The following is a 23,781-nucleotide window of genomic DNA, read 5'->3' as shown; positions in this document are numbered from 1 at the left end:
ACGACCGCACACATGAGTGATTCAGAACAGTTTTCAGCACAACGTCGCCGTGTCCTCCTGGGCATGGCCGCCACCGGTGCCGCCATCGCCGGCAGCACCCTGACCTGCCCGGCCATGGCGGCCGCCGCCGAGCAAGTCACCACCGCACCGCGCAGCGACAAGACCCAGGACCACCACGATTTTTTCGGCCAGCACCAGAGCGGCATCGTCACCCCACGCCCGGCCTGCGGCATGCTCGTGGCGTTCGATGTCCTGGCCAGCGACCGCGAAGACCTGGAGCGCCTGTTCCGCACCTTGAACGAGCGCATCGGCTTCCTGATGACCGGCGGCACCGTACCCCAGGCCGACCCGAAGCTGCCGCCCACCGATTCCGGCATCCTCGGCCCGGTGGTCACGCCGGATAACCTGACCATCACCGTGTCCGTCGGCGCATCGTTGTTCGATGAGCGCTTCGGCCTGGCCGCCGTCAAACCCAAGCGCCTGATCCGCATGGTGGGCTTCCCCAACGATGCGCTGGAACCGGCGCAGTGCCACGGCGACCTGAGCCTGCAATTCAGCTCCAACACCCCGGACACCAATATCCACGCCCTGCGCGACATCGTGAAAAACCTGCCCGACCTGCTGCTGGTGCGCTGGAAGCAGGAAGGCAGCGTGCCGCCCCAGGCACCGGCCAAGCCCGGCGAACCGGCACAAAGCGCGCGCAACTTCCTGGGTTTCCGCGACGGCTCGGCCAACCCCAACTCCAACGACAACAAGGCCATGGACCAAATTGTGTGGGTCCAACCCGGCAGCGACGAACCGAGCTGGGCGGCCCATGGCAGCTATCAGGCGGTGCGCATCATCCGCAACTTCGTCGAACGCTGGGACCGCACGCCGCTGCAAGAGCAGGAAAGCATCATCGGCCGCGTGAAGACCAGCGGCGCGCCCATGGATGGCCAGAAAGAGTCCCAGGTGCCCGACTACAGCAAGGACCCGGAAGGCAAGCTGACCAAGCTCGATGCCCATATCCGCCTGGCCAACCCGCGCACCCCGCAGACCCAGGCCAACCTGATCCTGCGTCGGCCGTTCAACTACTCCAACGGCGTCAATAAAAACGGTCAGCTGGACATGGGGCTGTTGTTCATCTGCTACCAGGCTGACCTGGAGAAAGGCTTTATCAGCGTGCAAACCCGGCTCAACGGCGAACCCTTGGAGGAATACCTCAAGCCGGTCGGCGGCGGGTATTTCTTCACCTTGCCGGGGGTCACGGGGCCCAAGGATTTCATCGGGCGCACGCTGCTCGCTGCAACGCCTTTTCAAACCACTGCCCACACCTAAAACAAACCAGAGCGGAACACGTCCCATGAAGAAGTCGACTATCGCGTTGTCGTTGTTAATGACCCTTTCGCCGCTGGCAGCGTTTGCCGCTACCGCGCCGTTGGACCTGGTAGGCCCAGTGTCGGACTACAAGATCTACGTCACCGAAGAAATCGGCGAACTGGTCACCCAGACCCAGGCGTTCACCGACGCCATCAACCAAGGCGACCTGGCCACCGCCAAGAAGCTCTACGCGCCGACCCGTGTGCACTATGAGTCCATCGAGCCGATCGCCGAGCTGTTCAGCGACCTGGATGCATCGATTGACTCCCGGGTCGATGACCACGAAAAAGGCGTGACCGCCGAAGACTTCACCGGTTTCCACCGCATCGAGTACGCGCTGTTCTCCCAGAACACCACCAAAGGCCTGGAAGCCCTGACGGCCAAGCTCAACACTGACGTCAACGACCTGAAAACCCGTGTCGACGGCCTGACCTTCCCGCCGGAGAAAGTCGTCGGCGGGGCCGCTGCGTTGCTGGAAGAAGTTGCCGCCACCAAGATCTCCGGTGAAGAAGACCGCTACAGCCACACCGACCTGTATGACTTCCAGGGCAACATCGACGGTGCGAAGAAAATCGTCGACCTGTTCCGTGGCCAGATCGAGAAACAGGACAAGGCTTTCCTGGCCAAGGTCGACAAGAACTTCGCCAGCGTGGACAAGATCCTGGCCAAGTACAAGACCAAGGACGGCGGCTTCCAGACCTACGACAAGGTCAAGGAAAACGACCGCAAGGCGCTGGTGGGCCCGGTCAACACCCTGGCCGAAGACCTGTCGACCCTGCGCGGCAAGCTGGGCCTGAACTGATACGACCTCCCGCGCCTGGCGCGGGAGGTCGTCGGCTCAACGGGTTGGCTGGAAGCCGTTCAGTGGCGTGCCGAAAGGCGCGCCGCTGCGCGGGTCAATCGCATACCAGCGGCCGTTGTATGGCGTGGCGTGCATGTCGACCTCCCGATAACGCCCCGCCTTGCCCGCTGTCGGTGTCACCATGGGCGCCTCCGCGCCGCTCGCCTGCCCGGCTGCAACCAGCAGATACGCACGCAATTTCTCCTCGGCGGTCACCAGGTGTGGGACCGTCCTGCCCCACTTCATTGCCCCACCCGCCAGCAACGCCGGCAGTTTTACCAGTCCCTTGGTCGCGGCATTGATCATCTGCGGGTAACCATCCAGCGGGTTCAGCGCCGCACTGGTAAACAAACCGGACTGCTTGATGAAGTCAAATGCTCGATCGCTGAAACTCGCTCCAGCTTTCACCTGGGGCACTGCAATCGCCGATGGCTTGAGTCGTGTAACAAGCTGGGTCAGGCGGCTGGGCACCAGGGCCCTGGCAGAGCGGATCAGCGCCCGGGCCTGGCTACCCGCACCAATGGCCACGCCGACTACATCCAGTGCCAGGTTGGTCAGACCTGCGCTGATATTGCCTTGTTTGAACTCCTGATACGCCCCCACGAACGGCACGAACCCCAATAGAAAGGCATGATCGCGTGCCCGCGCCTCACGATGCTTCTCCAGCGGCAGTGACTCGCTTGCGCGTTGCAACATGCTTTCGGTGGGCTCGTAAAAGTTGTCCTGGGCGATCCTGTTGACGATGCTCGCTGTTTTTCGCGAACTGTAGGTGTCCGGGACGAACGATTCCGGCGTATGGCTGAGAGGTAATTCTCGCGCAGCAAATGCGCCGCCCAACGCCGACACGATCACCGCCTGGAACGCTGGGTTGGGATCAGGATGGGAGCCGTTGGCATAGGCGTCCAAATCAAGGTTCATCTGCGCGCCGCGCACCACCGGTAAATACACCAGGCCGCGGGGTGATGGAAAACCCTCGCGGTGAATGACGCCGTCGAGCTCCATCGCGTCGGGTAGATCCGTACGCTTGATGATCTTGCCGTTGGCGAACACCTCGAAATGCACGACCGTGGGTCCATGCTCAACGCGCATCAGGGTGCCGTGGCGCGCCCTGCTGGCGTCTTTGAGTGCGTCGGTCTCCTTGGCCTGGATCTCCCCGGTTTCCCGGCGCAAGGTGAAAAGTTCGACCTTGCCCAGTTCAAGCAACTTGCGATCCTCCAGAGGCAACTCGGCAAACATCAGCTTAAGCTTGGTGGCGTACGCGTCCTGGAGCTTTTTCCGGTGCTGGAGCACCGAGTTTTCCAGCAACTTATCCAGCTCGGGCAGACGGCGAATACGTGTATCGAGCCTGGCCCGCGCCGCCTCGGTTACCTGGGGGGGCCGCGCGTGCTGGTAAGGCGTTTTCGCCGCCGCCGGGAAAGCAGGCATGTCGTCACTGAGCACCCATTTGCCCGGTGCCAGGTCGCCGGTCATATAGGTCTCCACCAACGAGCGGGTGCGCGGTTCCGAGATCGGCAGGTTGCGACGATCCTCTGCACTGGCCACATGCACGGTCATGCCTTCCAGTTCGGCCTGGGTGATACCAGGAAGCACGCGCAGCAATTCCTTGATCGCCAGCGCCTTGCGCGTCGGCAGTTCACTGCTCGCAGCCGTGAAGGCGGTGGCGACGTCTTCGCGCTGGCGGAAAAATACCCGCGCAGCCTCCTGGATATCCCCCGACGAGTATTCACCGTCACTGCGCTGCCTGATACAGCCGTTCAACACCCCCCAATCAACGATGACTTTCAAGGCATTGAGTTGCATCAGCGTCGCCTGCGCGTCACTGACGGGTTCCAGGGTGGTCAAGTCGGTGACCTGCTGTTCATTCATCGTCCTCGACGTCCCTGGCGCATTGTGATCGGCCAATGCGCAGCCCAGGCGCAGCTCCATCCAGGCCGGCGTGCCGATACTCACGGACTCGGGCACGTCGCGCACGAGCATTTCCGGCGCCGCCTGCGCCAGGCACACCTGGGCAGCCAACACCGCCAGCTTGGGTTCCAGGCCTTTGTTGTGCTGAAGGTGGCGCTCAATATCACGGCGTACCTGACTGAACGAGCGCCCCATGTTCGTTGGCTGGTAGATCGAATAGCCAGCCACTTCCCCGGGCTTGTCGGACATCGAGGGATCGACGTGCAGCTTGATCGCGGCGGTTACCAGTTGCTGGAGCAGCGTCCTGGGCAGCGTCGAGTTAGCGCCCTGGCCCACCTGCCAGCGCAGCGCGCCAGCCATTTGCTCGCCGAACGCCAAGGCATCCGGGCTGTCCAGCAGCCTGTCCAGGTGAGCCTGCGGGTCGGCCTGCAACGCCTGCAATGTGACCCCGGACAATGCGCTGAACCCACGAGCCAGGGGACCGCGCAGGCGGATGTCGGCCATGGTGCCCATGTGCTTTTGATCGTCTGCGGTCAAGGTGCCCGGCTTCCAGTCCCGGGGCAACAACGCGCCGTAGTCCCCCAATGGCGGCGGCGTTGGCAAGGCAGTGCGCAACCAGGCAACCAGGTTGCGTGTTTCACTCACGGTACGCGCCGAGCCCAAGCCCTTGAAATCCAGGAGCTGGCGCATGTCGTAGCGTGGCGTCGAGTACAGGGCGTTGCCCAAGGGCACGCTGAGCGCCGCCAGTGCCTCGAGCTCATCGTTCAGTTCCGGTACGGCTTCCACATAGCGGGTCAGATTCACCCAACCGCCTACCGGACTCAGGCGCTCAAGCCTGCCTTCAGACACCCTGAATGGCGCACCGGCCCAGGCAAAGCCCTCCTGCTCCAGCAGGCGAACCATTTGCGGGCACGTGACAAACCGCTGCAAACGCTCCACCGCAGCCTGGCTATGCCGGGGCAATGACGATGCCGGTGAAAGCTCGGTCTCATGATCCGACCAGTCCGTACGCGCAGTGTCCGGCAGTTCTTCAAGTTCTGCTTCAAGGCGATCGGCCAGGGCAAGGCGCTCCGCCAGTTCGCTGATCACTTGCCAGGTCTGCTCAAGGTTGCCGGCAGTGATCTGGCCGAGCCCTTGGCGCGGCAGCCACAATGCGTCGTCTGGCCCGATAAAAGGCAGCCCCTGGTCCGAGGGGTCCAGCAGTTCTCGAATCGGCCTCAGGGTGCGGGAAACTTCGTTCCAGCCGGAGTTATCGGTCAGGCTGAATCTGACGGCGCTGCGTACACCATTATGGTTGGCATAACCCTCGATATGATCGCGGTGAAAGGTCAGGGTCGCAGGTTCAAGGCGCTGCTCGGCAATCCACTGTTGCAACGCTGGTCGGTTCAGCAGGTGTTGGTACAAGCGCGTTGCCATGCCCGGACTGCTGTCCGGCGGCACCTCGACCATCGTGTAGCCGCTGCTTTCAGCGGCGGCAACGCGCTCAGCCAACTGAGTGTCGGCGGCGGCAGTGCGGGCCTGATCCCGGGGAGGCAGTCGCGTCCACGGGCCAGCCGCGGCCGGCGTTGCATCGGCAGTGGATCGCCGCTTGCGCAGGGCGGGTGGTTGAGTCGGTATGGGATCAGGCGCAGCAGGCACTGCGCTGGGTGGGGTGGGAAACTCCGGAACGGATGGGCGGCTGTGAGGCAGTAGCATCAACATAGTCATCGCTCTCTCGGATGAGTCCATTAAGAATGGATCCGTCCATCCGTGAACGGTGAGAGGCACTGTAAAGACGCTTATCCCAGGCTGGATATAGGAACTGTCCGATACCCTCTACGATTGCATTGCTGATGATTTCACAAGGCGGCTTAAAGGATTCGGTACAGCAATCGCTCAATCCTCACCCGGCTGACGCGACGCAGGAACTTGCCCACCGCCTGCGGATAATCCACCAGGGTTTGCAAGTCCTGGTAACGCTCGATCCGCGTGGTGTGCTGGAAGATCTGCGCCAGTTCCGTGCGTCGCGGCTCCAGCCACTGGCCTTGGGGGTCATCGACGAGCAAGGCGTTTTCCAGGTCGAGACGAAACGCCCGTGGGTTGAGGTTGTTGCCGGTGAGCAAGGTGTAGCGCTGATCGACCCACATGCCCTTGAGGTGGTAGGTGTTGTCGCCGTCGCGCCACAGGTGCAGGTTCAACTGGCCGCTGTCGATCACCGGTTGATGACGCTTGGCAAAGCGGCGCAGGCTGATTTCATACAGGTACGGCAGTGCCGAGATCACCTTGAAGGGTTCGCTGGGCGGGATGTAGAAATCGTTGGCGGTCTTGTCGCCGACGATGATGTCGACCTTCACCCCACGCGCCAGGGCGCGGTTGATCTCCCGGGTCACCGGCAGCGGCAGGTTGAAGTACGGCGTACAGATGGTCAGTTGGTGCTGGGCGCTGGCGATCAGTTCGAGGATCACGCGGTTCAACGGGTTGTTCTTGCCCACGCCGAGCAACGGGCTGACAGACAGGTGGCCGTTGGGCAACTGCCCTGCCGTGGTGTCGTAGGCCGCGTGCTTGAGACGGCTGCGCAGGTCGCCGATGTCGTTGCGCAGGCTGCGGGTGGTCGGCGGGTTGGGCAGGTCGAGGCGGTGCACGGCCTTGGAGGTCACCAGGCCGTGTTCCACCAAGTGCTGCATGGAATCGGCCAGGGGCTGGCTGTGGATCAGGTGGTAACGGTCGAAGCGGTATTTATCGAACTTGTGCAGGTACACGTTGTTCAGGCTGGCACCGCTGTACAACACGCTGTCATCGATCACAAAGCCCTTGAGGTGCAGCACACCGAACAGCTCGCGGGTTTGCACCGGTACGCCGTACACCGGCACTTCACTGGCATGGCGCTGCGTCATGGCCTGGTACCAGGCGCTGTTGCCCGGTTGCTTGCCGGCGCCGATCAGCCCGCGCTGGGCGCGCAGCCAGTCGACTACCACCACGATGTCCAGTTCCGGCCGTGCGGCCTTGGCGGCGTGCAGGGCGTCGTAGATCTCCTGCCCTGCCTCGTCCTGCTGCAGGTACAACGCGACGATGTAGATGCGGCGGGTGGCCGTGGCGATGTTCTCCAGCAGGCAGCGACGGAAAGCGTCAGCGCCGGACAGCACATCAATGGCGTCGGGAGTCAGGGGAAAACCGCGCAGTTTTGGCAACAGGGAGCGTTTGAAGAACGACGGCATAAGGCTCGCAATGGGTCGAATCCGAAGAGGCCCCGAGCTTACACCATGGGGGTGCTCAGGTCTCGCAGTGGCAGAGAGTAAAATTCTTGTTGACCAAGAAGAACGATCGTTCTACTTTTCAAGCCATGAACGATATGACTCATAACGAAACACGCGACATTATCCTCGACGTCACCGAGAAGTTGATCTATCGCCACGGCATCGCCGCCACCGGCATGGACTTCCTGGTGAAAACCGCCGGCGTCTCGAGAAAAAGCATTTACCGTTACTTCGCCAATAAAGATGAGCTGGTGATCGCGGCCCTGCAGCGCCGTGACGAGCGCTGGATGCACTGGCTGCGCGGCGAAGTGGAGCGCGTCGATGGCAGCGGCGCACGCTTGCTGGCGCTGTTCGACGCGCTCAAGGCCTGGTTCGGCTCGGCGGATTTTCGCGGCTGCGCCTTTATCAACACCAGTGGCGAAACCGGCGACCCGCACGACCCGGTCCGCCTGCTGGCCAAGGCCCATAAACAGAAACTGTTCGAGTACGCATTCGAACTGTGCCAAGCACATGGTACCCCCGACCCCGAACGGCAGGCCGCGCAACTGCTGATCCTGATCGATGGCGCCATTACCGTTGCCCTGGTCATGGGTGATTCAACAGCTGCCGATAATGCGCAATGCATGGCGCGAACGTTATTGGGACTGTGAACGCACCCGCCTGGCAACTTTCGATAACGCTGTATGGTTTTAAGGAGCCGCCTGATGTCATCTACCGCAGAAACACGTCCGCCCTTGCCGCCGTTTACCCGTGAATCGGCGATTGAAAAAGTGCGCCTGGCCGAAGACGGCTGGAATTCCCGCGACCCGCACCGGGTGTCGCTGGCTTACACCCGGGACACGCAATGGCGTAACCGTGCCGAATTCGCCCATGACCGCGAAGAGGCCAAGGGTTTTCTCACGCGCAAATGGGCCAGGGAGCTGGATTATCGGCTGATCAAGGAGCTATGGGCCTTTACCGACAACCGCATCGCCGTGCGCTATGCCTACGAATGGCACGACGACTCGGGTAACTGGTTCCGCTCCTATGGCAATGAGAACTGGGAATTCGACGAGAACGGCCTGATGGCCAATCGTTTCGCGTGCATCAACGACCTGCCGATCAAGGAGAGCGAACGCAAGTTCCACTGGCCGCTGGGACGGCGCCCGGATGATCATCCGGGGTTGTCCGAACTCGGGCTTTGACTGAAGCCGCAAGCTTGAAACTTCAAGCTTGCGGCTCATTGCTCAATCCTGATTGAGGCCCACCCGATACAGCACGCCATCGTCCTCATCCGTCAGCACATACAGAAAGCCATCCGGCCCCTGCCGCACATCGCGAATGCGTGCCTTCAAGCCGCCCAGCAAGCGCTCCTCATGGATAACCTTGTCGCCATCGAACTGCAGACGAATCAGTTCCTGGCTGGCCAGCGCACCGATGAACACGTTGTGCTGCCACGCCTTGAACCGGTCGGCGTCGTAGAAGGCCATGCCACTGATGGCCGGTGATTTCTCCCACACATGGTGGGGCGCTACGGTGCCTTCTGCGGTCTTGCCCTTGGCCTCGGGAATCGGTGTCAGCGAATAGTTGATGCCGTGAGTCGCCAGCGGCCAGCCGTAGTTCTTGCCGCGCTCGATAATGTTGATTTCATCACCGCCGCGCGGCCCGTGTTCGTTTTCCCAGAGCGTGCCACTCCATGGGTTCAGCGCCAGCCCTTGCGGATTGCGCTGGCCGTAGGACCAGATCTCGGAACGTACCCCGGCTTGACCGACAAACGGGTTGTCATCGGGCACGCGGCCATCCGGGTAGATCCGTACGACTTTGCCCTGCAGCTTGTCCAGGTCCTGGGCGGTCGGGCGGTCGTTGTTTTCCCCCAGGGTCACGAACAGGTAGCCATCGCGGTCGAAGGCCAGGCGCGAACCGAAGTGGTTGCCGGTGGAGAGTTTCGGCTCCTGGCGCAGGATCACGTTGAAATCGGTCAAGCCACTCATGTCCTTAGCCAGGCGCCCGCGCCCCACTGCGGTGCCGGCCGTACCGCCCTTGCCACCGCCTTCGGCGTACGTCAGGTAGACCATGCGGTCCTGCTTGAAGTCCGGCGACAGCACCACATCGAGCAAACCGCCCTGCCCCTTGGCCCACACCTCAGGCACGCCGGTCAACGGCGCAGACAGCTTGCCGTCCGGACTGACAAGGCGCAGGCGCCCCGGACGCTCGGTCACCAGGAACCCTTGCTGGTCGGGTAGAAATGCCACGGCCCACGGGTGATCGAGGCCTTTGGCGATCGGGGTCGCGGTGATGCTGCCTTGTTCACTGGGGAACTGCTGCCCATCGGCGGCATAAACGGCCGTCTGCGCAAGCAGGGTGGTGGCGCACAGGGTGGCGAGCAGGGTTTTGCGTATAAACATAAGACAGCGTCCTTACCGGCGATTGCCGTTGGCATCATAGGTGGGGGCTTTGGAGTCGGTGGCTGGGCGGCTGGGGGCCGCATCGCGTTGCGGGTAGCGATTGCCGATACCACCGTTTTCCAGGGTCGGTGCGCGCGGCGTCGGCACGGTCTGAATACCACGCACCGCCGGCGTATTGGGCTGGGTGCCCTGCATGCTGTTGGGATTGGCCCGGTGGATCGGGCCGGTATTGGAATCGCTTCTGCCGGGCAGGTTTTGCGCGAGGGCAACTGGCCCAAGTGCCAGGCCCAACACCAGCACCGCGAGATGACGCACACAGCTGTTCATGACAAAGCCTCTCTGGGGCGAGGAGTACGTGCTTTCGATACCACGCTACGCCCTGGGTTCGGCTTTCGTAACTAAATAGTTTCTGATCAGGTGTAACGAGATCTGTCCGCGCATCTGCCCGGCGAAACTTTTCACGCAGCCTTCGAGTCACCAGAACACAGCTTCTTGTTAAGGAATCACACGTATGCCACGGGCAATCTGGAAAGGCGCCATCAGTTTCGGCCTGGTTCATATTCCGGTATCGCTGGTCTCGGCCACGTCCGCCCAGGGCGTGGATTTCGACTGGCTGGACAAGCGCAGCATGGACCCGGTGGGCTACAAACGCATCAACAAGGCCACGGGCAAGGAGGTCGCCAAGGAGAATATCGTCAAGGGCGTGGCGTTTGAGAAAGGCCGCTATGTGGTGCTCAGTGAAGAGGAAATTCGCTCGGCCCACCCTAAATCGACCCAGACCATCGAGATCATCGCCTTCGTCGACAGTGACCAGATCCCGCTGCCGAACATCGACACCCCCTACTTCCTGGCCCCGGACAAACGCGGTGGCAAGGTCTACGCGCTGCTGCGCGAAACCCTGAACAAAACCCGCAAGGTCGCCCTGGCCAACGTGGTGCTGCATACCAAGCAGCACCTGGCGGCAGTGATGCCCCTGGAGTCGGCGCTGGTGCTGGTGATGCTGCGCTGGCCCGCCGAGGTGCGCGGCCTGGATGAACTGGAACTCCCCAGCGACGTGACCAAACCGAGCCTGGCCAAGGGCGAGCTGGACATGGCCAAGCGTCTGGTGCAAGACATGAGTGCAGACTGGCAGCCCGAGGACTATCGCGACAGTTTTCAGGAAAAAATCATGGCGCTGGTGGCGAAGAAGGCCAAGGCCGGCAAGATCGAAGACGTCGAATCCCAGGAAGGCAGTGAGGAGCGCAAGTCGGCCGATGTGATCGACCTGACCGAGTTGCTCAAACGCAGCCTGGCCGGCAAACCGACGACGAAAAAACCGGCGGCAAAAAAAGCCGGCAAAAAGGCCTCTTGAGCCTGCCATCTACAGGAGAACCCCATGGCAAAGCCCCTGAGCGAATACAACCGTAAACGCGATTTCGAGGTCACCGCCGAGCCATCAGGCAGCTCACCGGGCCGTAAACGCAAGGCATCGGCACTGAGCTTCGTGATCCAGAAGCACGATGCGCGCAACCTGCATTATGACTTTCGCCTGGAACTGGACGGCGTGCTGCTTAGTTGGGCGGTGCCCAAAGGCCCGAGTCTGGACCCGAGCCAGAAACGCTTGGCTGTCCATGTTGAAGATCATCCCATCAGCTATGGCGGATTCGAGGGCAGTATCCCGGCCGGCCAGTACGGCGCCGGCGACGTGATCGTGTGGGACCGCGGTGTGTGGAAGCCCCACGACGACCCGCACAAGGCCTATGCCGCCGGCAAACTCAAATTCACCCTGGTCGGTGAGAAGCTCTCGGGTGACTGGGCGCTGGTGCGTACGCGCCTCAAGGGCAGCGGCGACAAGGAGCAGTGGCTGCTGATCAAGGAAAAAGACCAGCAGGCACGCCCCGCCGCCGACTACGACATTGTCCAGGCCCAACCCAAAAGCGTGCTCAGCGGCGCATCCGTGGGCAAAACCAAGCCCAAACCACGCGCAAAAACACAGAAAGCCACAGCCGCCTTACCCGATCAATTCGCGCCGCAATTGGCAACCCTGGTTGACCGCGCGCCCGAGGGCGATTGGCACTACGAAATCAAGTTCGACGGTTACCGCATGCTCGCCCGCATACGCGACGGCGAGGTTCGCCTGTTCACGCGTAACGGCCACGACTGGACCGAACGCCTGCCACGCCAGGCCAAGGCCTTGCACGCCCTCAAGCTCAAGGACAGCTGGCTCGATGGCGAGGTGGTCAGCCTCAATGGTGATGGCCTGCCGGACTTTCAGGCGCTGCAAAATGCCTTTGATATCGGCCGCAGCCTGGACATTGTCTACTACCTGTTCGACGCGCCGTTTTTAAACGGCTGCGATCAGCGCCAGGCGCCGCTGGAGGAGCGTCGCGCCGCGCTCAAAGACGCCTTGTCCGGCAGCCGCAGCAAACTGCTGCGCTTCTCCGAAGCGTTTGCCGCCAACCAGCAGGATATTTTCGAAAGCGCCTGCGACCTGGCCTTGGAAGGCGTGATCGGCAAGCGCAAGGGCAGCCCCTACGTCTCCACTCGAAATACCGATTGGATCAAGCTCAAATGCCGCCTGCGCCAGGAGTTCGTGATTGTCGGCTACACCCGCCCCCAGGGTTCGCGCAGTGGTTTCGGCGCGCTGCTGCTGGCAGTCAATGACGATGGCGGGCTGGTCTACGCCGGGCGGGTGGGCACCGGGTTCGACCAGGCCTCATTGAAAAACATCTACGCCCAACTCACCCCTCTGGAGCGCAAGGCATCGCCTCTGGAAAAACCCCTCACCGCCGCCCAGGCACGGGGTGTGCACTGGGTGGAACCGCGCCTGGTCGGCGAAGTGCAATTTGCCGAGTGGACCCGCGAAGGCGTGGTGCGCCAGGCGGTCTTCGTGGGGTTGCGCACCGACAAGCCCGCAGGGCAGATCATCCATGAACAGCCGCGCACGGCAAAATCCCTCAAAGCGCTGAAAAGCCAGAAGCCCAGCAGCGGCGTGAACATCACTCACCCCGAGCGCGTCATCGACCCGCAAAGCGGCACACAAAAACAGCAATTGGCGCAGTTCTACGAAGGCATCAGCGAATGGATCCTGCCCTTCCTGCGCCATCGCCCCGTGTCCCTGCTCAGGGCTCCGGAAGGCATCGAGGGCGAGCAGTTCTTCCAGAAGCACGCGGAGCGCCTGGCGATTCCGAACATCAAGCAACTGGACCCGGCACTGGATCCAGGCCATGCGCGCCTGATGGAGATCGACACGACGAAAGCGCTGATTGGGGCCGTGCAAATGGGCACCCTCGAACTGCATACCTGGGGCGCCACCTCGGACAAGATCGAAACCCCGGACCTGTTTGTGCTGGACCTTGACCCGGACCCGGCGCTGCCCTGGAAAACCATGCTGGAAGCCGCTCAGCTCACCTTGTCGGTACTCGACGAACTGGGGTTGGAAGCCTTCGTCAAGACCAGCGGCGGCAAAGGCTTGCACCTGGTCATACCGTTGGCGCGGCGGGATGGCTGGGACAGCGTAAAGGCCTTTGCCAAGGCCATTGCCCAATTCATGACCGAGCAACTGCCCGAGCGCTTCACCGCCACCTCCGGGCCGAAAAACCGTGTAGGCAAGATCTTTATCGATTACCTGCGCAATGCACGAGGCGCGAGCACCGTGGCGGCCTATTCGGTGCGCGCACGCCCTGGGCTGCCGGTGTCGGTGCCGGTCAGTCGCGAGGAATTGAAGGGCTTGCGCGGCGCTCAGCAATGGACGGTGGCCAACCTGCACCAACGCTTGCACGGGCTGAAGGTTGATCCTTGGGCCGGCTACGCCAATCGGCAGAAGATCAATAAAAAAATGTGGGAAAAGTTGGGCGCAAATCCACCGGAGTGACTAACGCCCGGGTCGACTTCAAATCAGTATGAAGATGAGTGCCAGTGCCGCGAAGATCGCCCATTTTTCCAGGTAGTAACGTGTGCGGTTGCGTTTTTTCAGCTCTTTACCACGCAAGCGAATCTTGTACAGCCGGTTAAACGCGCGATTGAGCCCGCCGGTCTTGTCGCCTGCATCGTTGGGCGAGCCTGCAGCGGCCATGACGTTACGACTGAACCAACGGTTGAACGTGGCAGCCCAGCGATATTTCATCGGCCGCTCGATATCGCAAAACAGGATGATGCGGTTCTGCTGCGTGGTGTTTTCGGCGTAGTGGATGTAGGTCTCGTCAAACATCACTGCCTCACCGTCACGCCAGTAATAGTTCTCGCCGTCCACATTGATATAGCAGCCCGGATCATTCGGGGTCACCAGACCCAAGTGATAACGGTACGAACCGGCGTAGGGGTCACGGTGGCGCACCAGCTTGGAACCCGGTGGCAACTCGGCGAACATTGCCGCCTTGATCGAGCCGATGCCCTGTAACAGCTCGGTGGTACGCGGGCACAGCTTCATCGCCGAAGGATGGCTTTCGCCGTACCATTTCAGGTAAAAGCGCTTCCAGCCAGACTTGAAGAACGAGTTGAAACCTACATCGTTGTACTGGTCCGAGCGCTTGATTTCACCCTTGTGCATGAGGTTCAAGCCCTCCTCGCGAATCTCCTTCCAATGCGCCTCAAGGGGGCTCAAGTCAGGAAAGTCACTGGGTGACAGGTAGGGGCGGCCGGGTAGCCTGGAGCACAGGTACAGCAAGCAGTTGATCGGGGCCAGGAAGGTCGAATGATCACTGAGTTGGCGGCCCAGCTTATGCCGCACCCGACCACGCAGGTGTACATACGCAATGGAGGCAACGTAGAGAACAACAATGATGAGTTTCAAGGAATTTCGTTCACATGTCAGAAGAAAACAGGCTGCTCCTGCGCGCCCACAACGGCTGAGGATGGATAGCAGCGTCTGAAATCACAATTCACACAATTGGCACGACCGGCTGAGTAATGACCCGATACGTGGTCCGTGGCAGTTATTTAGCCACAGTTTGTAACCAAAAGTTAATCAAGAATTGTGAAAACCTGTCTAGTGAATGTGCCAGGCAGACGCCTTGACGGGCAGGCCTTGGGGCACGGCAACCACCGATCATCGAACGGCGAAAGATGGTAAAAGGCTGCACCGCCGGCAACGTCCGGCAATTACCCCCTCAGCAAAAAGGAATTTGTATGTCAGCCCTTTCAGATCCGGATAGTCAAGCCCTTCAAGGCGCCTGGGAGCAAACCTCACTCGAAGACAGTGGCGTACTCAATCCCATCGATGCCCACAGCGCTCCGGGTGCTTTAACCACCATCAGCGGCGACCGCTTCGAAGTGAAGACCGTCAGTGGCGAGGTGTTGTTGGCGGGCCGGTTTTTCCTCGACAGCAGCACGGTTCCCAAAAGCATTACCTGGGTGGACGCCCTGGGCGATGACGCCGGTAAGCACCTGCCCGCCAGTTATCGCCTCGAGGGGGATTCATTTGTGTTCATTGCTGCGGATGAAGGTATGCCCAGGCCCATCGTGTTCAGTACCGGCCCAGGCCAAACCATGCGCACTTTCGTGCGCCGCGCTTGATGCTGTGCGCCATCCGAACGCGCGACAGCATTTTCACAAAGCCTTCACTTTCAGCCCTATAGGCATGGGTATCTACACAACTTCCAGTGAATACGGAATCTATGGCAATTAGGCTTCTGTGGTGAGCGGGCTTGTCGAATCTAGGTGAAGCCTACCTACTCCAGTAAATCCCTTGGCCCGCCCGTTCGCGGGCTTTTTTTGCCTGGCGCCAATCGGCTCAGGCGGGACGCCTGGTGGCGGCCAGCGTGAAGCACAGGGGCAACTGGGCAGGCTGGTGCTCGTACTGGTCGTAAAGTTCTTCGCGATTGGAGTGGGCATATTCCTGCAGATGGTCGATCTGCAATTGCGCAGCAATCGCCGCGCTCACCACATCCCCCAGGGTGTGCACATACCAATAGGAGGTCGGCCCCGCCACTTCGCCCTGCCCCTCATAGACAATCGACTCCTGCAGCACAAAAGGCTCACGCTGGAAGTACGAACTGGCCGGCAACAGTGGGTCTGGCGCGCGCGGGTCGAACATTTCCAGAAACGGGTGGGTTTCATACATCACCAGCGTGCCACCGGGTTTCAAGGTCCTCGCAACATGGCGCATGAACAGCGCCACATCCGGCATCCAGCCCAGCACGCCGATGGTCACCAAGGCAATGTCGAAGCGCTCGTGCAAGCGGGATGGCAACTGGTGGATATCGCTTTCGATGAATTCCGGGTTGTGGGGCGAAACGTCGGCAAGCTCACGGGCCTGCTGCAGGAACGCCCGGGATTGATCCACACCGACCACCGAGCACGCGCCCAGGCCAAACAGCGACAGGCTTTCGCGACCGTTATTGCAGCACACCTGCACCACCTCTTTGCCGGCAACGCCGATGTCTTGCAACAGCCCGGTAAGGGTGGGGTCCAGGCACGAAAACCCAGGGTCGCGGACCCCGTTAAGCAGGGCGCTCCAGGTCTCGGTGGTTTTATGCAGGTCGGCGGATTGATCCCAGGCGTCCTTGTTGCAGGCAATCGCCTGTTGAGCTGAGGGCATGTCCATTGCGTCTCCAGATAAGTCATACGGCGAGGCAAAGAAAATAAGCCACAAGCCCGCAGATTAAAACCCCAGCAGCAGGCGAAACTAAATGAACTGCGCGCAGGTCACTAGCGCAATGAGTGTTCAGCCTTTGAACGCCCCCTGCGAAGTCCTGATCGTGGCCAAACACGCCGACCTGCGTAATACCCTGTCCCTGGACAGCCTGAATTTTTTCCTGGCGGATGTGCGCGACGGCCTCGGCCCGTACCTGGCCATCTACTTGCTGGCGGTGCACAAGTGGGATCCGGCCAGTATCGGCGTAGTCATGACCCTGGCAGGTATCGCGGCGCTGATCACCCAGGGCCCGGCGGGTGCCCTGATCGACCGCACACGCAGCAAACGCGCTGTGATTGCCGTTGCCGCCCTGCTGGTGACCGGCAGTTGCCTGCTGCTGCCCTTCGTCAGTTCATTCAGCCTGGTTGCCTTGACCCAGGCGGCCAGTGCCATCGCTGCCTCGGTGTTCGCGCCGGCGATCTCCGCAATTTCCCTGGGCATTACCGGGCCACGTGCGTTCACCCGGCGCACCGGGCGCAACGAAACCTTCAACCATGCCGGCAACGCTGTGGCGGCGCTGTTGGCCGGTGGCCTGGCGTACCTGTTCGGACCCGTGGTGGTGTTCTACCTGATGGCCTTTATGGCAGTGGCCAGCGTCGTCGCGGTCAGTTGCGTCTCCGCCAAGGCGATCGACCATGAGGTGGCCCGGGGCTTCGACCCTGCCCACCACAGCGACCATGAGCAGCCGTCCGGCATTGCGGTCTTGCTGGCCAACCGGCCGTTATTGCTGTTTGCCGTCTGCTGCGCCCTCTTCCACCTGGCCAATGCGGCGATGCTGCCACTGGTCAGCCAGAAGCTCTCGCAGATCAACCTGCAGATGGCCACGCCGCTGACCTCGGCCTGTATTGTCGCCGCACAATTGGTGATGGTGCCGATGGCCTGGCTGGTGGGCAGCAAGGCCGACGTGTGGGGGCGCAAGCCGCTGTTGCTGTTCGGCTTCATGATCCTGCCGCTGCGTGGCGTGCTCTATACCCTGTCCAGCGATCCCTACTGGCTGGTGGCCGTGCAGATGCTTGACGGTATCGGCGCGGGGATCTTCGGTGCGCTGTTCCCGGTGATCGTCAAGGACCTGACCCAGGGCACCGGGCGTTTCAACGTCAGCCTGGGGGCGCTGTCCACCGTATTTGGGCTGGGCGCGGCCTTGAGCAGCAGCCTGGCCGGTTTTGTGGTGCAGCAGGCCGGCTACAATGCGGCCTTCCTCACCCTGGCCGGGGTGGCGGGCGTCGCGTTGGCGCTGTTATGGCTGGCGATGCCGGAGACGCTGGCCAAACCCTTCTTCGCGCCTCACGCATCTGCGGCCTGATATAAGCGACACTGTGCGCCGAACCCAAACAGCAAATGGAGTTGCCACTATGAAGAAATACTTCCTGTATCCGCTACTGCTTCTGCTCGCAGGATGCAGCACGGGGCCCTATCTGCATCCGGAGTCGACGGTGGGCAGCAACGCCCTGCTTTCGCGCACCTGCCCCGGCCCGAAAGCGGCGATGAGCTATGCCCCACTGGCAGAAGAACTCAACTGGGTTCATGTGCTGGTCTATGTTGCGCCACCCGGCACATCCAGCTGGCCGGGTAACCAGCGCTCAACCGCTGCTGAACTGCGCCTGTTCGGACGGCTCTACCCATCCAATAACACAGCAGCCGTCAAACAGGCCGACCCGACGCTTTGGGTCAGTGCAGCGTCGCCCGTTGTCACGGTCACCCTGGCGAATGGGCAAAGCTATCCTGTCACCATTGAACAACTCAAAACCGGTTTCGACCCCAGGAAAACATTCCACAGCGGGTTCAAAGGGACAGCGTTGGGCCAAGGCGACATGGATGATTTCACGCTTACCTTCCCGGACATATTCGTCAACGGTGAAAAAGTCCCTATGGCCCCGATTCACTTCAAGAAACGCGAAGAGCGTTATGCGCCTGTGTTTAATTGCTGACGGGCCGGGTTTCTGGCGCTCAGCCGACTCTGTTATCGTGCGTCCTTCGACCGCAATGGAAGCATCGAAGAATGAATTCCTGGAAGACGCTGGCAATCGCCCTCATGGCATCGATCAGCACCAACGCTATGGCATGGTATGTGGAGAACCCGGTCGAGAGAGCGCTGAGCGCCACCACCCTGTTCCCGACCATTGTCCTCGGCGGGACCACGGCATTTACGGTCTACTCGCCCTCAGTAATGAAAAAAGCGAAGGATGATGCCCTTGCATTCATTGGCTCCGAGGGCGAAATTCGCGGCGCTCAGTTTGAGCAGGCATCTCTACACTACCGCTCGGCCCCTCACACGCGCCCCATGACCGACATGCAGCTCGCGCAGGCAATCGCAACAACTTACTGAGCGCGGCTTCGTCGAGAATGGCTTGCCACATTCAAAGCGCTGAACATCCGTCGTCGGCCGCCATACAACTGTCGCCTGACATATGCGATAATGCGCGCCAAATTCCAACACACATCCCCCATTTTTTGCTCAGCGACCGGGTTTCGCGCCTTGATGTCGCTGTTGATGCATGCCTGAAGGCTCCTGCCGCCACGCTCGCAACCCATTGATAGGTAAAGTAATTGATCTCCACAGCTAACATCACCATGCAGTTCGGCGCCAAGCCGCTCTTTGAGAACGTCTCGGTCAAGTTCGGCGCCGGCAACCGGTATGGTCTGATCGGTGCCAACGGTTGCGGCAAGTCGACCTTCATGAAAATCCTCGGCGGCGACCTCGATCCGTCCGGCGGACAGGTCATGCTGGAGCCGAATGTGCGCCTGGGCAAGCTGCGCCAGGACCAGTTCGCCTACGAAGAATTCACCGTGCTCGACACCGTGATCATGGGGCACGAGGAGCTGTGGAAGGTCAAGGCCGAGCGCGACCGTATCTACTCGCTGCCGGAAATGAGCGAAGACGACGGCATGGCCGTGGCCGAGCTGGAAACCGAATTCGCCGAGATGGACGGCTACACCGCCGAATCCCGTGCCGGTGAACTGCTGCTGGGCCTGGGTATTCCCCTGGAACAGCATTTCGGCCCGATGAGCGAAGTGTCCCCCGGCTGGAAACTGCGTGTGTTGCTGGCCCAGGCGCTGTTCTCGGACCCGGAAGTGCTGTTGCTCGACGAACCGACCAACCACTTGGACATCAACACCATCCGCTGGCTGGAAAACATCCTGACCCAGCGCTCCAGCCTGATGATCATCATCTCTCACGACCGTCACTTCCTGAACAGCGTGTGCACCCACATGGCTGACCTGGACTACGGCGAGCTGCGCCTGTTCCCGGGCAACTACGACGAGTACATGACCGTGGCGACCCAGTCCCGCGAGCAACTGCTGTCGGACAACGCCAAGAAGAAAGCGCAGATCTCCGAGCTGCAGTCCTTCGTCAGCCGCTTCTCGGCCAACGCCTCGAAAGCCAAGCAGGCGACCTCCCGTGCCAAGGCGATCGACAAGATCCAGCTGGCCGAGGTCAAGCCTTCGAGCCGCGTGAGCCCGTTCATCCGTTTCGAACAAACCAAAAAGCTGCACCGCCAGGCGGTCATCGTCGAGCGCATGGCCAAAGGTTTCGACGGCAAGCCGCTGTTCAAGGACTTCAGCTTCCAGGTTGAAGCCGGCGAGCGCGTGGCGATCATCGGCCCGAACGGTATCGGCAAGACCACCCTGCTGCGCACCCTGGTCAACGAACTGACCCCGGATGCCGGCAGCATCAAGTGGACCGACGCCGCGGAACTGGGCTACTACGCCCAGGACCACGCCAGCGACTTCGAAAACGACATGAGCCTGTTCGACTGGATGGGCCAGTGGACTCAAGGCGAGCAAGTGATCCGTGGCACCCTGGGGCGCATGCTGTTCTCCAACGACGAGATCCTCAAGTCGGTCAAGGTGATCTCCGGTGGTGAGCAAGGCCGCATGCTGTTCGGCAAGCTGATCCTGCAAAAGCCGAACGTGCTGATCATGGACGAACCGACCAACCACTTGGACATGGAATCCATCGAGGCGCTGAACCTGGCGCTCGAGAACTACCCAGGCACGCTGATCTTCGTCAGCCACGACCGTGAGTTCGTATCGTCCCTGGCCACCCGCATCATCGAGTTGAGCGCCAACGGCGTGATCGACTTCAGCGGCACTTACGACGATTACCTGCGCAGCCAAGGCGTGGTGTTCTAACAGTAGCGACCTGAAACCCTGGGAGCATGCTTGTTGTGGCGAGGGAGCTTGTTGTGGTGAGCGGGCTTGCCCCGCTCACCACAACAAGCCCGCTCACCACAAAAGCCCGCTCGCCACAGTAAGCCGGTTTCTCAGCCAAAGTAGTTAGCCTGCTTCCTTTTCCCCCAAGCCCTTGCCATGATGCGTTCACCGCCCGCCCGCGAACGAGTGCCCATGTCCAACGCCTCCTCCTCCCTGTCGATCACCCTGCAGATCGTCTCCATCGTCTTCTACACCTTCATCGCCTTTATCTGCATCGGCCTGCCGATTGCGGTAATCCCGGGCTATGTCCATGAGCAACTGGGCTTCAGCGCGGTGGTGGCCGGGATTACCATCGGCTCGCAGTACCTGGCAACTCTGCTCAGCCGTCCCATGGCCGGGCGCATGTCCGACAACGTCGGCACCAAGCGCGCGATTGTACTGGGGCTGGCGGGCATCCTGGTCAGCGGTGTGTTGACGTTCTTCGCCACCCTGGTGGACAGCCTGCCCAGCCTGAGCCTGGGGATTCTGATACTCGGCCGGCTGTTGCTGGGCGTGGCCCAAGGCCTGATCGGCGTGGGCACCATCAGTTGGTGCATGGGCCAGGTCGGGGCGGAGCACACGGCGCGGTCGATTTCGTGGAATGGCATTGCCTCCTACGGCGCCATCGCCCTCGGCGCGCCGCTCGGAGTGGTGATGGTCGCCGAATATGGCTACACCAGCCTGGGTATCGCGCTGTCGGTATTGGCGGCGCTGGGCCTGGTGCTGATCCGCAATAAACCCTCGGTGCCGGTGGTACGCGGCGAGCGCCTGCCGTTCTGGGCGGTGTTCGGGCGCATTGCACCCTTTGGTGCCAGCCTGTGCCTGGCGTCCATCGGCTACGGCACCCTGACCACCTTTATCACCCTGTATTACCTCAATCGCGGCTGGGCCGGCGCGGCGTACTGCCTCACGGTGTTTGGCGTGTGTTTTATCCTCTCGCGGCTGCTGTTCATCTCCGCGATCAGCCGGTTTGGCGGCTTCAGGGCGGCGATTGCCTGCATGATCATCGAGACCCTGGGCCTGACGCTGCTGTGGCTGGCACCCTCCACCGGCGTAGCCTTGATCGGTGCAGGGCTGACCGGCTTTGGCTTGTCGCTGGTGTACCCGGCGCTGGGCGTGGAGGCCATCAAGCAGGTGCCCAACAGCAGCCGCGGTGCGGGCCTGAGTGCCTATGCGGTGTTTTTCGACCTGGCCCTGGCGATTGCCGGGCCGTTGATGGGCGCCGTGGCGTTGAACCTGGGTTACAGCTGGATTTTCTTCTGCGCAGCGCTGTTATCGGTCACGGCGCTGGGCGTGACCTTGCTGCTCAAGCGCCGCGCTTACTGATCGGCGGTCTGCAAACCGGCGCGGGTAGCCTGGCCGAGGGTGTGGGTGAAAAAACGCCCGGCCTCGGAGATCAGGTCGCGGTGGATGCCTTCGCGGTCGACGCCATCGGCATCGGTGCAGATCGCCGGCATCGCGGCCAGTTGGTCGCTGTCACACGGCGCCATGAACACGAAGTGCCCTGCCCCCGCCAGCAGCTTGAAGTCCGGTGGCTCCGGCAGTTTGCGTGCCAGGGCGGCGGCGTTCTTGTCGACCGCCACCAGCTTGTCGCCGTCGCCGCTGTAGAGCAGCACCGGCACATGCACATCGGCCAGGGTGTGGCGGCCGAACATCAGGCTCAACGGCGCCATCAACATCAAGGCATGAATGCGCGGGTCGGATTGCGGTTGCAGGTCGTCACGGTCCACCACCAGTTCGCCCTTGGTGGTGCAGGCATCACGGTCTTCGGGGCGTTCCTGGCAATAGCGACGCAGGCGGTCGAAGTCCGGCTTGGCCCCCGCCAGGATCAACGCGGTTTCGCCACCGGCCGAATAGCCGATAACGCCCACCTGATCGACGTTGACGAACGGCGACAGCATCGGGTCGCCCAGGGTCGCGGTGATCGCTTCGGAAATCTGGATCGGCCGGCCGTACAGGTTACTCACCGTGCCCAGGCGGCTGTGGTCCTTGTAGTTATCGCCGGGATGCAACACCGCGACCACCACAAAGCCTTTGCGCGCCAGGGAAGTGGCCAGGTCATGCAGGGCCAGCGGCGTACCGGTGTTGCCATGGGACAGCATCAGCATCGGAAAGCGGCCAATGGCGATCTTGGAATCTTCGCTGGCGGCGACGTGATAGGGACCCAGTTGCGTGCTGTGTTCATCGTCGGTGGACGGGTAGAAGGCCACGGCTTTCATCGGCTGCAGGTCCAACGGGTCGAGAAAGGTCATGCGATGGAAGCCCACACTCCAATGGGGGTGCGGCGCGGGCGCGGCGTGCACTGAAATCAGGCCGCCCAGCAGGGAAAGAACCATAACGGCACAAAGACGCATCATGAGGATGTCCACCTTTGCTGCGTGACCACGTTCAACACCCGCGGCATGTCTATATGAAAAGTCCATGGTTCAAGGCACTCGCATCGGGTGATAAACCCATGCGTGCATAACCTGGGCCAACGTAATGACAGCGGGTAAACGAAAAAACTCCGTATTCCGGTCGTTTCAGGCGACAAGAATACAGAGTTTAGGCGCCCGGCTTCGGATTGAAACCGAGCAGAGGCGAAATTTACACAAGCCTTACGCAGCAGCGAACAATTGTTCGTTGATGAGCACGTTGGCGTCGCTCAAGGCCTTGCTGCGGAACTCATCGCCATAGGCCAGGCCATGGGCGCGGACGAATTCGATGTCGGTAATGCCGAGGAAGCCCAGCATCACTTTGAGGTATTCCTCGTGGGCCACACCGGTTGCCTGGCCGACATGCAGGCCGCCGGAGGTGGACACAATGATGACTTTCTTGTTACCGCACAGGCCTTCAGGGCCTGCTTCGGTGTAACGGAAGGTCTGTCCGGCAACGGCGATGCGGTCGATCCAGGCTTTCAACTGGGTTGGAATGGTGAAGTTGTACATCGGCGCACCGATCACCACGGCGTCGGCGGCGAGGAATTCGGCCAGGCTGTTGGCACTCAGGTCGGCCTCGTGCTGTTGTGCGGCGTCACGCAGTTCGGCGGCGGTGCCCAGGGCGCCCAGGGTCGCGCCGGAGAAGTGGTTGATGCCTTCGCTGGCGAGGTCACGGTAGGTCACTTCCACACCCGGCTCGGCCGCCTGCCAGGCCTTGACCACGCCAGTGCTGAGCTGACGGGAAGCCGAGTTGTCGCCGAGGATGCTGGAATCGATGTGCAACAGTTTCATGGTGGATCTCCGAGTGTGGGATCGACAGTGGCGATCAGATGGA

At 61.4% G+C, this 23,781-nt stretch carries 20 protein-coding genes; 12 read left to right on the top strand and 8 right to left on the bottom strand.

What is annotated here, in order from left to right; genetic code table 11:
* Nucleotides 1–12: 12 nt before the first annotated feature.
* Together efeB and efeO are read left to right on the top strand one after the other, a co-directional pair.
* Nucleotides 13–1,317: an iron uptake transporter deferrochelatase/peroxidase subunit gene (efeB, locus tag Q8X51_RS28890; RefSeq protein ID WP_407694538.1), complete on the top strand. Its 1,305-nt coding sequence runs from the start codon at nt 13–15 to the stop codon at nt 1,315–1,317.
* A 25-nt stretch (nt 1,318–1,342) separates the two neighbouring features.
* Nucleotides 1,343–2,161 carry an iron uptake system protein EfeO gene (efeO, locus tag Q8X51_RS28885; RefSeq protein ID WP_027607887.1) on the top strand — a complete coding sequence of 273 codons (819 nt, stop codon included), beginning with the start codon at nt 1,343–1,345 and terminating at the stop codon, nt 2,159–2,161.
* 36 nt (nt 2,162–2,197) lie between these two features.
* Here the strand turns inward: efeO and Q8X51_RS28880 are convergent, their stop codons facing one another.
* Nucleotides 2,198–5,800 (bottom strand): hypothetical protein, encoded by a 3,603-nt coding sequence (locus Q8X51_RS28880; RefSeq protein ID WP_407694539.1) that lies wholly within the window; start codon nt 5,798–5,800, stop codon nt 2,198–2,200.
* 155 nt (nt 5,801–5,955) lie between these two features.
* Nucleotides 5,956–7,299: a CDP-diacylglycerol--serine O-phosphatidyltransferase gene (gene pssA / locus Q8X51_RS28875; protein ID WP_074846587.1), complete on the bottom strand. Its 1,344-nt coding sequence runs from the start codon at nt 7,297–7,299 to the stop codon at nt 5,956–5,958.
* A 125-nt stretch (nt 7,300–7,424) separates the two neighbouring features.
* Here pssA and Q8X51_RS28870 point away from each other — a divergent pair, with 125 nt between their 5' ends.
* On the top strand, nt 7,425–7,988 hold the full coding sequence (locus Q8X51_RS28870; protein WP_065927744.1) for a TetR/AcrR family transcriptional regulator: 564 nt from the start codon (nt 7,425–7,427) through the stop codon (nt 7,986–7,988).
* Between the two features lie 54 nt (nt 7,989–8,042).
* On the top strand, nt 8,043–8,522 hold the full coding sequence (locus Q8X51_RS28865) for a nuclear transport factor 2 family protein (protein WP_407694540.1): 480 nt from the start codon (nt 8,043–8,045) through the stop codon (nt 8,520–8,522).
* Between the two features lie 42 nt (nt 8,523–8,564).
* On the opposite strand, the gene Q8X51_RS28860 is transcribed toward Q8X51_RS28865, so the two are convergent.
* Entirely contained in the window at nt 8,565–9,722 is a 1,158-nt protein-coding gene (locus Q8X51_RS28860) for a PQQ-dependent sugar dehydrogenase (protein WP_065927746.1), read from the bottom strand.
* A 12-nt stretch (nt 9,723–9,734) separates the two neighbouring features.
* Complete coding sequence (locus Q8X51_RS28855) at nt 9,735–10,049, bottom strand: hypothetical protein (RefSeq protein ID WP_065927747.1); 315 nt, start codon at nt 10,047–10,049, stop codon at nt 9,735–9,737.
* Between the two features lie 184 nt (nt 10,050–10,233).
* Between Q8X51_RS28855 and ku the strand changes: the two genes are divergently transcribed.
* Nucleotides 10,234–11,073 carry a non-homologous end joining protein Ku gene (ku, locus tag Q8X51_RS28850; protein WP_407694541.1) on the top strand — a complete coding sequence of 280 codons (840 nt, stop codon included), beginning with the start codon at nt 10,234–10,236 and terminating at the stop codon, nt 11,071–11,073.
* A gap of 24 nt (nt 11,074–11,097) precedes the next feature.
* Nucleotides 11,098–13,575 carry a DNA ligase D gene (ligD, locus tag Q8X51_RS28845; protein ID WP_407694542.1) on the top strand — a complete coding sequence of 826 codons (2,478 nt, stop codon included), beginning with the start codon at nt 11,098–11,100 and terminating at the stop codon, nt 13,573–13,575.
* Nucleotides 13,576–13,593: 18 nt separating this feature from the next.
* Here the strand turns inward: ligD and lpxO are convergent, their stop codons facing one another.
* On the bottom strand, nt 13,594–14,493 hold the full coding sequence (lpxO, locus tag Q8X51_RS28840) for a lipid A hydroxylase LpxO (protein ID WP_407694543.1): 900 nt from the start codon (nt 14,491–14,493) through the stop codon (nt 13,594–13,596).
* A 335-nt stretch (nt 14,494–14,828) separates the two neighbouring features.
* On the opposite strand from lpxO, the gene Q8X51_RS28835 reads away from it, so the two are divergent.
* A complete protein-coding gene (locus Q8X51_RS28835) occupies nt 14,829–15,215 on the top strand; it encodes a TIGR03067 domain-containing protein (protein ID WP_065927751.1) in 387 nt (128 codons plus the stop codon).
* Nucleotides 15,216–15,432: 217 nt separating this feature from the next.
* On the opposite strand, the gene Q8X51_RS28830 is transcribed toward Q8X51_RS28835, so the two are convergent.
* On the bottom strand, nt 15,433–16,245 hold the full coding sequence (locus Q8X51_RS28830; protein ID WP_065927752.1) for a class I SAM-dependent methyltransferase: 813 nt from the start codon (nt 16,243–16,245) through the stop codon (nt 15,433–15,435).
* A 154-nt stretch (nt 16,246–16,399) separates the two neighbouring features.
* Between Q8X51_RS28830 and Q8X51_RS28825 the strand changes: the two genes are divergently transcribed.
* The 5 genes from Q8X51_RS28825 to Q8X51_RS28805 all read left to right on the top strand — a co-directional run bounded on the left by Q8X51_RS28825 (nt 16,400) and on the right by Q8X51_RS28805 (nt 21,855).
* Nucleotides 16,400–17,638, top strand: coding sequence for an MFS transporter (locus tag Q8X51_RS28825; protein WP_065927753.1), 1,239 nt, complete (start codon nt 16,400–16,402; stop codon nt 17,636–17,638).
* A gap of 49 nt (nt 17,639–17,687) precedes the next feature.
* Nucleotides 17,688–18,263, top strand: coding sequence for a hypothetical protein (locus tag Q8X51_RS28820; protein ID WP_065927754.1), 576 nt, complete (start codon nt 17,688–17,690; stop codon nt 18,261–18,263).
* 71 nt (nt 18,264–18,334) lie between these two features.
* On the top strand, nt 18,335–18,661 hold the full coding sequence (locus Q8X51_RS28815) for a DUF2388 domain-containing protein (RefSeq protein ID WP_027607902.1): 327 nt from the start codon (nt 18,335–18,337) through the stop codon (nt 18,659–18,661).
* A 221-nt stretch (nt 18,662–18,882) separates the two neighbouring features.
* Nucleotides 18,883–20,469, top strand: a complete 1,587-nt coding sequence (locus Q8X51_RS28810; protein WP_074846575.1) for an ABC-F family ATPase — start codon at nt 18,883–18,885, stop codon at nt 20,467–20,469.
* A 213-nt stretch (nt 20,470–20,682) separates the two neighbouring features.
* Nucleotides 20,683–21,855, top strand: coding sequence for an MFS transporter (locus Q8X51_RS28805; protein ID WP_407694544.1), 1,173 nt, complete (start codon nt 20,683–20,685; stop codon nt 21,853–21,855).
* Here Q8X51_RS28805 and Q8X51_RS28800 read toward each other — a convergent pair.
* Both Q8X51_RS28800 and Q8X51_RS28795 read right to left on the bottom strand, forming a co-directional pair.
* Nucleotides 21,849–22,886 (bottom strand): alpha/beta hydrolase family protein, encoded by a 1,038-nt coding sequence (locus Q8X51_RS28800; protein ID WP_065927757.1) that lies wholly within the window; start codon nt 22,884–22,886, stop codon nt 21,849–21,851. The two genes, Q8X51_RS28805 and Q8X51_RS28800, sit on opposite strands and share 7 nt — an antisense overlap.
* Nucleotides 22,887–23,126: 240 nt before the next feature.
* A complete protein-coding gene (locus Q8X51_RS28795; protein WP_065927758.1) occupies nt 23,127–23,738 on the bottom strand; it encodes an FMN-dependent NADH-azoreductase in 612 nt (203 codons plus the stop codon).
* Nucleotides 23,739–23,781: the final 43 nt, after the last annotated feature.

Origin of the sequence: Pseudomonas sp. Yb2C2 (assembly GCF_052112325.1) — a bacterium.
Lineage (GTDB): Bacteria > Pseudomonadota > Gammaproteobacteria > Pseudomonadales > Pseudomonadaceae > Aquipseudomonas > Aquipseudomonas marginalis.
Note: the sequence above shows the minus strand (reverse complement) of the source record. Positions and strands in the feature narration are given on the sequence as shown.

Bases quoted from the DNA above. Each gene is read 5' to 3' on its own strand.
- efeB (WP_407694538.1), top strand. From the start codon at position 13: ATGAGTGATTCAGAACAGTTTTCAGCACAACGTCGCCGTGTCCTCCTG.
- efeO (WP_027607887.1), top strand. From the start codon at position 1,343: ATGAAGAAGTCGACTATCGCGTTGTCGTTGTTAATGACCCTTTCGCCG.
- Q8X51_RS28880 (WP_407694539.1), bottom strand. From the start codon at position 5,800: ATGCTACTGCCTCACAGCCGCCCATCCGTTCCGGAGTTTCCCACCCCA.
- pssA (WP_074846587.1), bottom strand. From the start codon at position 7,299: ATGCCGTCGTTCTTCAAACGCTCCCTGTTGCCAAAACTGCGCGGTTTT.
- Q8X51_RS28870 (WP_065927744.1), top strand. From the start codon at position 7,425: ATGAACGATATGACTCATAACGAAACACGCGACATTATCCTCGACGTC.
- Q8X51_RS28865 (WP_407694540.1), top strand. From the start codon at position 8,043: ATGTCATCTACCGCAGAAACACGTCCGCCCTTGCCGCCGTTTACCCGT.
- Q8X51_RS28860 (WP_065927746.1), bottom strand. From the start codon at position 9,722: ATGTTTATACGCAAAACCCTGCTCGCCACCCTGTGCGCCACCACCCTG.
- Q8X51_RS28855 (WP_065927747.1), bottom strand. From the start codon at position 10,049: ATGAACAGCTGTGTGCGTCATCTCGCGGTGCTGGTGTTGGGCCTGGCA.
- ku (WP_407694541.1), top strand. From the start codon at position 10,234: ATGCCACGGGCAATCTGGAAAGGCGCCATCAGTTTCGGCCTGGTTCAT.
- ligD (WP_407694542.1), top strand. From the start codon at position 11,098: ATGGCAAAGCCCCTGAGCGAATACAACCGTAAACGCGATTTCGAGGTC.
- Q8X51_RS28835 (WP_065927751.1), top strand. From the start codon at position 14,829: ATGTCAGCCCTTTCAGATCCGGATAGTCAAGCCCTTCAAGGCGCCTGG.
- Q8X51_RS28830 (WP_065927752.1), bottom strand. From the start codon at position 16,245: ATGGACATGCCCTCAGCTCAACAGGCGATTGCCTGCAACAAGGACGCC.
- Q8X51_RS28820 (WP_065927754.1), top strand. From the start codon at position 17,688: ATGAAGAAATACTTCCTGTATCCGCTACTGCTTCTGCTCGCAGGATGC.
- Q8X51_RS28815 (WP_027607902.1), top strand. From the start codon at position 18,335: ATGAATTCCTGGAAGACGCTGGCAATCGCCCTCATGGCATCGATCAGC.
- Q8X51_RS28805 (WP_407694544.1), top strand. From the start codon at position 20,683: ATGTCCAACGCCTCCTCCTCCCTGTCGATCACCCTGCAGATCGTCTCC.
- Q8X51_RS28800 (WP_065927757.1), bottom strand. From the start codon at position 22,886: ATGATGCGTCTTTGTGCCGTTATGGTTCTTTCCCTGCTGGGCGGCCTG.
- Q8X51_RS28795 (WP_065927758.1), bottom strand. From the start codon at position 23,738: ATGAAACTGTTGCACATCGATTCCAGCATCCTCGGCGACAACTCGGCT.